The sequence below is a fragment of the Roseomonas sp. KE2513 genome (assembly GCF_016107305.1).
Lineage (GTDB): Bacteria > Pseudomonadota > Alphaproteobacteria > Acetobacterales > Acetobacteraceae > Roseomonas.
In genome coordinates this window covers 1-7,851 of sequence record NZ_RCVR01000087.1, presented here as the reverse complement: position 1 = coordinate 7,851, position 7,851 = coordinate 1, and the positions used below count along the sequence as shown (strand labels likewise).

The following is a 7,851-nucleotide window of genomic DNA, read 5'->3' as shown; positions in this document are numbered from 1 at the left end:
CGGCACGTGGGGCGCTGCTGGGTAGGAATAGACAGGTAGAGGCCGCCGCTCCTGCTGTGCCGCCGCAGCCGCAGCCGCAGCCGCAGCCGCAGCCGCAGCCGAAGCCGCAGAGGCGCGGCAGGAGGATACGATCCGCACTGCACACCGGCTCGCGCTCGAAGTGGAAGTGTTCCGTGCTGAGGGGATCAGCACTCACCTGGGGCTTGCGCGGGCGCTGACGAAGAGAGGGGTGCCGACGTTATAGGGAGGGGCGGTATGGACCCACACCACGGTGGTGCGGGTGATAGAGTGGCTCGGAGCGTAGCCCTCTGGTGGTGTGCTGGTCCGTTTGGAGCCGACAGCCGCCTCTGCTCGACCTCAGCTTGAAATGTTGACAAACACACCAGCTCCCACCGTATGATTGTCGACAATAGGACGGACATTGATCCGTTGCGGGAGGATGCGGAGGTCGAGTTATGCCTACGGGCTGGCGAAGACTGAATGCTGCCCTCCTGTGTCATCACAGGGAGCTCGTCGCATGAATCCGATCCTCGCCGCCGCTGGAGTTGAGGCGCTCTCCGACTGCAAAGTAATTGACGTTTCAAGCTTTCTTGCTGGCCCCTTCTGCTCGACGCAACTTGCGGAGTTCGGGGCGGACGTCATCAAGCTAGAGCTACCAGGCGTGGGTGACCCGTTGCGAAAGTTCGGCTCTGTGACCGAATGCGGCGACACTCTTCCCTGGCTGTCCGAATGTCGGAACAAGAAGCTGGCCGCGCTGGACCTCCGCAAGCCCGAGGGGGCGGAGCTGTTCAAGAAGCTGATTAGCGACGCTGATATTCTGGTCGAGAACTTCCAGCCTGGCACGCTGGAGAAGTGGGGGCTGGGCTGGGAGGTGCTGAACGCGGTGAACCCGCGCCTGATTATGGTCCGCATCTCTGGCTATGGTCAGACCGGCCCCTACCGAGACAGGCCAGGATTCGGGCGCATTGGCAATGCGTTCGGCGGCCTTTCGTTCTTGGCGGGCTACCCTGATCGGCCGCCGGTCACCCCGGGTTCTGCCACCATCCCGGACTATATGGCAGGGCTCTACGGGGCTCTGGGCGCCCTCCTGGCGATGAAGGCGCGGGAGAAGACCGGCCGCGGCCAAGTCGTCGATATCGGTCTCTATGAGCCCATCTTCCGTATTCTCGACGAGTTGGCACCGTCTTATCAGCTTAACGGCTACGTGCGGCACCGGATGGGGCCAGGTACGGTAAATGTCGTGCCTCACAGCCACTATCCGACGAAGGACGAGCGCTGGATCGCCATCGCCTGCACGTCGGACAAAATCTTCAGCCGGTTGGCCGAGGCGATGGGTGTCCCTGAGTTTGCCGGTGAGGGTAAGTGGGGGGCGATCTGCCAGCGTGAAGCCGAGCGCGCGATCATCGACGACTATGTCGGAGCCTGGACCAGCCGGTTCACGCGGGACGAGGTGCTGGCCCTCTGCGAAAAGTTCCAAGTACCCTGCGGACCTGTCTACAGCATCGACGAGATCTTCGATGATCCCCAGTACAAGGCGCGTGACAACATCGCCTATGTGAAGGACGAGCGGATCGGCGAGCTTGCTATCCCCAATGTCGTGCCACGCCTCACCGACACACCTGGCAGGGTGAAGTGGCTCGGCCCGGCCAAGCAGGCTCACGCGGACCACGTCTACCGGGGGCGATTGGGACTGGACGACGCGGAGATCGCCCGGCTGACCGCCGCCGGGGTGCTCTGACGTGGAAGAGGCCGGAATCTGGACGCCGCCGCCGCGTACGTCGCTGCCCGAGTTCGTCGCCATGCGGTTTATGGAGGCGATGCGTAGCGGCGCGCTAAGCCCTGGAGAGCGCATCATCGAAGCGACGCTCGCGAAGAGGCTTGGCGTCAGCCGCGGGCCACTGCGTGAAGGGTTGAAGGCACTGGAAGCGGAACGGCTGGTGGAGCGCCGTGCGGGCCGAGGCATGTTCGTCGCTGAGATCTCGGTCGACAGGGCATTGCAGATGATCTTGATGCGCGCGACCTTGGAGGGGCTTGCGGCCAGGCTGGTCGCGGAGCGCTACACGCCCGAACTCGGGGCTCCACTCATCAGGCAGCACCGTCTCATCGAGGAGAGCGCCGCGGCGGGGCGCATGTCGGAGTGGCGCGACCTCGACTGGCGGTTCCACGAGATGGTCTGCGAGGCGTCCGGTAATGAGTACCTCCTTCGCTCCTGGGTCTCGATCAGCAACCTCGTTCGCCTCTTCCTCCACCATCACCCGGGTTACGAGCACAAGCCAGAAGACCTGTTGCGCAACCATGAGCGCTTCCTCGCAACGCTCCAATCGGGTGATCCCGACTTGGCAGAGGCAACCTTCCGCGGCGTCATCATCGAGAGCGGCTACAGCCGGTTGGGCGTTCCCTTGCCGACAGCGATGGGACGGCTCTCCCGGGCAGAGGCGGGCAGCAGCACGAAGGGGAGAAGCGCATGAACGATCGTGCCTGGCGGCTGCGGCGCTCGTTGATCCTGACCCCCGGCCATCGGGGGGAACGGCTGGCCAAGGCCGCTACCCTCGCGGCTGACAGCCTCGCTTTCGACCTCGAAGACGGGGTGCCTCCCGACCGCAAGGCGGAGGCGCGCCGTGTCGTAGCCGAGGTCTTGCGGCAACTCGACTTCGGGCGGCGCGAGCGCGTCGTGCGCGTCAACGCCATTGGCACCGAGGCGTTCGAGGAGGACCTCGCCGCGCTACCCTTGGACCGGTTGGACGCCATCATGGTGCCGAAGGTCGAGCTGCCCGAGCAGCTGCACCAGATGGATGCTCGGCTGGACACCTTGCCGGGTGGCCGTGCAACGGGCGTCATCGTCATGTTAGAGACGCCGCGAGGCGTTTTGAACGCCATGGCTATCGCTGATGCATCGCAGCGGTGCCTCGCTCTTTTCTTTGGACCGGGCGATTACACGTTGCAGACTGGCGGCGCGATAAGCCCGGCAGGGCTCGCCATGCCGCGTGCCGTGATCGCGGCCGCCGCCGGGGCAGCCGGAGTGCAAGCACTGGACGCGCCCTTCATGGGGCTGACGGATGAGGAGGGCACGCGGGCCGATGCTCTCCTCGCGCGTGAATTAGGCTTCTCCGGCAAAGTGGTCTTCCACCCCAGCCAGATCGCGGTGGTGAACGACGTCTTCACGCCAGACGCGGCGATGGTCGCGCATGCGGAGCGGTATGTGGCCGCTTTTGAGGCGGCCTCAGCACGCGGGGAGAACGTCGCCTACGTGAACGGCGAGTTCATCGCCATGGATCTTGTGCCGCGAATGAAGCGGATCATCGCGATTGCCCATGCCGCTGCGGAAGCAGCGTAACAAGAACGAACAACATGTAGGAGGAAGCGACATGTATCGTTTTAGCCGCCGGCAGGGTGTGCTGGCCGGAATTGGCGTCGGTCTCGCCGCGCCCTCGGTCAGGGCTCAGCCAGCTTGGCCTAGCCGACCAGTGCGCATTGTCGTGCCCTACGCGCCGGGAGGTGGAACGGACGTTACGAACCGCGCCATCGCAGAAGCCCTGGGGCGGGAGCTTGGTCAGCCGTTCGTCGTTGAAAACCGGGCCGGCGCTAACGGAATCATTGGCGCCGAGGCCGTCGCGCGAAGCCAACCGGACGGCTACAGTTTCGTGGCTCCCAACGGCACGCACGCCATGCTGCGCCATATCACGCCGCAGCTTCCCTTCGATCCTATCGCTGACTTCACGCCCGTCGCTATGCTGGCTAGCTACTGCTTCGTGCTTGTCTGTCCGGCGAATTCGGCTTTCCGTGATGTTCGAGGTGTCATCGATCGCGCAAGAGAAAAGCCGGGCGACTTGGCGCAAGGCACGGCAGATGTTGCCTCTGGCTACGTGGCTAGCCGCTTTTCCAGAGCCGCCGGGGTAGAGATGACGGAGGTGCGCTACTCCGGCTCGGGTGCTTCCGTGGGAGACCTGACGGGCGGTCACCTTCCCATGGCTTGGTTCAGCACAGCGACAGCGATGACGCTGCTGCCAGGTGGAAGCATTCGAGCGCTGGCCGTCACGTCGCCGCGTCGTTCCACGTTCTTGCCAGACACCCCGTCGTTATCCGAGCTTGGAGTAGGTGAGGCGAGCTACACTGGATGGTTTGGTCTCTTCGGTCCTGCAAAGCTGCCGGACGCCATTACTACCCGGCTCAACACAGCAGTTAACGCCGTGGTGCAGTCCCCCTCGGTCCAGGAGAGACTCAAGACGTTGGCAGTCGAGACGTACATCACAACACCAGCAGAGATGGCGAGCGTGGTGGCGGAAGATGATCAGCGTTGGGCACAGGCCATCAAGGATGGTACGCTTCGGCGAAGCTAAACGACCTTGGCTGTAGTACTGTCCATGGTTGAGCTCGTGCTCAGCCTCCCACATGAGCCGCGCAGTTCCATTGGCGAACGTCTTGCCGCGTTTCCGTGTGGATCGGAGGGAGGGTGTTCACCACCGAGCAACGGTCGATGCTGGGTGGTGAACATGAGGGGAGTCGTCTGCGGCTACGTGCCGGCAAACGATCAGGGCTCGAATGTCGAACTGCTGACCCAGCGCGCCGTCCTACTTTCCGTTGATGAGCTCTTTAATCCGGCTTGCCAGCGCCTCCATGGTGAAGGGCTTGGTCAAGACGTGCATGCCATGCTCGAGATGCCCATGGCTAAGGACCGCATTCTCGGCATAGCCGGTGATGAACAGCACCTTCAGATCGGGTCGGACTTCCCTTGCAGCATCCGCTAGCTGCCGTCCGTTCATGCTAGGCAGTCCGACGTCACTCACCAGTAGGTCGAGCCGCACATCGGATTGCAGTACCTTCAGTCCTGCCGCGCCGTCAGCGGCCTCAATAGCCGTGTAGCCTAGGTCCTCGAGTACTTCACTGACCAGCATGCGTACCGTCGGCTCGTCGTCCACGACCAGCACCGTCTCGCCTTGCTCTGCCCGTGGCGCTTGGGCCAGCTCTGGCAACAAGTCATCGGCCTCGTCGGCGCCGAGGTGTCTGGGCAGGTAAAGGCATATGTTGGACCCATGCCCTACCTCGGAGTAGATGCGAACCTGACCATTTGACTGGCGCACAAAGCCGTAGACCATGGACAGGCCGAGCCCGGTTCCCATGCCGATAGGCTTGGTGGTGAAGAATGGCTCGAAAGCCTTGGCGATCACATCTGGTGCCATGCCGGTGCCAGTGTCGGAAACACACAGGGTGACGTACTGCCCCGGAGGCAGGTCCCGTTCATGAGCCGCCGCAGCGTCGAGCCACTTGTTGGCTGTTTCGATGGTGATCCTGCCACCACCCAGCATAGAATCGCGGGCGTTGATGCAGAGGTTCAGCAGTGCGTTCTCAAGCTGGCCAGGATCGACCAGCGTAGTCCAGAGGCCCCCGGCCTCCGCGACCTCCAAAGCAATCTCAGGCCCGATTGTTCGCCTGATTAGCTCTTCCATGCCTCGCACCAGACGGTTCACGACGATCGGCTTGGGATCCAGCGTCTGACGCCGGGAGAAGGCGAGCAGGCGATGGGTCAGGGCCGCAGCTCGCTTGGCTGCTCCCTGTGCGGCGTTGACGTAGCGGTCCACGTCATTGATCCGACCCTGAGCAATGCGGGTTTGCAGAAGCTCCAGGCTGCCGCTCACCCCTGTGAGCAGATTGTTGAAGTCATGCGCCAGACCGCCGGTAAGCTGCCCCACGGCCTCCATCTTCTGGGCTTGGCGAAGCTGATCCTCGATCCGGCGCAGGGCCTCGGCATGCTCCTTCTCGGCCGTAATATGCCGACCATAGGCGTAGATGAGTTCGCCCTCGACCGAAGTGTTCCAGGAAATCCAGCGAGGTGTGCCGTCCTTGTGCCGGTAGCGGTTCTCGAACCCGTTCAGATCGTCCCGCGCTACCGCCCTGTCGTGCCCACCTTGAGTAAGGGTTACGTCCTCTGGCCAGATGAAATCAAGAAAACTCCGGCCGACCAACTCGTCGAGTTCATAGCCAAGCACGGCTGTCCATGCCGGGTTTAGTGCACGGAAAATGCCATCAGCATCAACTACCAAGAGAAGATCCCGCGAATTCCGCCATACCCGGTCGAGCTCAGCCGTACGCTCGATCACGCGTGCCTCAAGCAGGGCTTCCTGAGCCCGCAGTGCCTGTTCGCCCCGAACCTTGCTCGTGGTCTCGGTGCACGCACAGAAAAGCCCGGCTATCTGTTCGGTCTCGTCCTGCAGGGGCGTGTATGAGAAACTGAACCAGGTGTCCTCGTCGTAGCCGTTGCGCCGCATAGGGATAGGCAGGTCTTCGAATGACAGCGCTTCACCGGCCATCACGCGGCGCACGATCGGCCCGAACTGCGGCCAGATATCCGACCACGCCTGGCTGAAAGGCTGTCCCAGGGCATGCGGGTGCTTTGCACCGAGGACTGCCGCGTACTCATCGTTGTAGAGAAACGTCAGATCCGGTCCCCAGGCGACGAACATCGGCTGTTTCGCATGAAGGACCAAGCACACGGCCGTCCGTAAGCTCTGAGGCCATGCCTCAGCCGATCCAAGTGGCGTTGTCGACCAAGAGCGAGCTCGGACACGCTCCCCCATTTCACCACCGTCAGCCAAGAACGTGTCACTGGCAGTGAGGGTGTGTCCGTGTCTCATTGGGGGAGCGATCATGGATCAGTGGTATTCGTGAGGGTGACATGTTCTAGCAGGTCCACGGCTTCGTTAACGGCTCTTCCTTGCGGCGTACCAGTTCCTCGCGCCAAGCGAGGTGCAGTGTAGTCCTTCGTCGCCTTGGGGCAGCATCGGGCGCGCTTCAAGCCGTCTTCCTCTTCGTTCGATCATCCGGTCCAGCAGCTGCCCGATAAGCGGTGCGCACCGACTTGGTTGTTGAGCCGACCCAAAGGGGCGCGCAGCCTCTGCTCCCACACATGCGGCACTCAAGGTTAAACTGGTGCCGACTCTGATCTGTCCTGGCTCTTCCGCCCAGACGAGCAACCGTCAGTGGCACACCAGAGTGCAGAAAGCCTCGATCCAACGCTCTCGTCGATCGCCGAGCCTCAGCATTGAGCGGAGGGCTCGGACCCGCTGATTGGCTTGCCTCGCAGATACAGGTTAAGTGAAGCAATCTGATCCTTCACTCGCAGCTTCTCACTCTTGATCTGATTGAGGCGCTCTGAACCTGGCAATGAGCAGGCAAGCGCCTCGCGCAATGTAGCCTCGAGGTGAGCATGACGTCGATCGAGGGCGGCGAGCCAATCACAAGCCTTTTCTGTCTTAAGTTGTCGCGACATGCCTCGCCTCTCGTTATGGTTGTGAGATCATTTGATAAGTCCGGGAGAGCCGCCAGCTCATCGTTGCGTCATTGTGTTCAAGAATCTGTGATGGAGAGTGTCGTAGCTTTACCTGGTTGTGCTGTTATCAGAATGTCTTCCGGGAGGTGGCGCCTTCGCCGTTGTCGTGGGCGAACAGCCTAGCTTAGCGGTCCTTCAGCACATCCTTCTGCGGGCTCAGCCCGGTGCCCTTGACCATCCAATCGAGGAGCTATCCCCCTCGCCCGAGCGCATCGGCCTGGTCGTCGTGCCGGCCAGCCGGGAAGGTCAGCGGCTCCGCCTCAAAAGCTTGCCGCTGCGAGGCGGAGCGCAGAGGGTGCAGCCCTTCCAGCGCCAATCTTCCACGGATTGACTGCGCCCTGCTCCCTTTGTCGCCGCGGGTGGGAAGGCGTGCCGGGCGACATGGGCCTGCCGCTCCGGCATGAGGCGCTCCAGGAAGGGACCCACCCCTGCTCAGATCTGCCCCGTCTCCTCTGCCCAGCCCATCGGGGCGCCAGCGCAGGACAAGGCTGGAGGGGTGCTGAAGGCTGAGACGCTCGTTGATCACC

Annotated in this window: 6 protein-coding genes and 1 pseudogene; 4 read left to right on the top strand and 3 right to left on the bottom strand. The window is 62.7% G+C overall.

Features of this window, described 5'->3' with window-relative positions:
• Positions 1-196: pseudogene (locus tag D9599_RS31795) on the bottom strand (hypothetical protein); the annotation flags it as partial.
• Positions 197-517: 321 nt separating this feature from the next.
• Here D9599_RS31795 and D9599_RS29705 point away from each other — a divergent pair.
• From D9599_RS29705 to D9599_RS29690, 4 genes are read left to right on the top strand one after another with little or no spacing between them, the layout of a single operon-like run.
• The gene (locus D9599_RS29705) at positions 518-1,738 is read left to right on the top strand and encodes a CaiB/BaiF CoA-transferase family protein (RefSeq protein ID WP_198384948.1); all 1,221 of its coding nucleotides are present in this window, start codon (positions 518-520) and stop codon (positions 1,736-1,738) included.
• A 1-nt stretch (position 1,739) separates the two neighbouring features.
• Positions 1,740-2,468, top strand: a complete 729-nt coding sequence (locus tag D9599_RS29700) for a GntR family transcriptional regulator (protein WP_198384947.1) — start codon at positions 1,740-1,742, stop codon at positions 2,466-2,468.
• A complete protein-coding gene (locus D9599_RS29695; RefSeq protein WP_198384946.1) occupies positions 2,465-3,334 on the top strand; it encodes a CoA ester lyase in 870 nt (289 codons plus the stop codon). The genes D9599_RS29700 and D9599_RS29695 overlap by 4 nt, the downstream gene beginning before the upstream one ends.
• Positions 3,335-3,365: 31 nt before the next feature.
• Positions 3,366-4,337, top strand: coding sequence for a tripartite tricarboxylate transporter substrate binding protein (locus tag D9599_RS29690; RefSeq protein ID WP_198384945.1), 972 nt, complete (start codon positions 3,366-3,368; stop codon positions 4,335-4,337).
• Positions 4,338-4,568: 231 nt separating this feature from the next.
• Here the strand turns inward: D9599_RS29690 and D9599_RS29685 are convergent, their stop codons facing one another.
• Together D9599_RS29685 and D9599_RS32645 are read right to left on the bottom strand one after the other, a co-directional pair.
• A complete protein-coding gene (locus D9599_RS29685; RefSeq protein ID WP_232481104.1) occupies positions 4,569-6,458 on the bottom strand; it encodes a PAS domain-containing sensor histidine kinase in 1,890 nt (629 codons plus the stop codon).
• A 572-nt stretch (positions 6,459-7,030) separates the two neighbouring features.
• A complete protein-coding gene (locus D9599_RS32645) occupies positions 7,031-7,264 on the bottom strand; it encodes a YdcH family protein (protein WP_198384944.1) in 234 nt (77 codons plus the stop codon).
• Positions 7,265-7,851 lie beyond the last annotated feature (587 nt).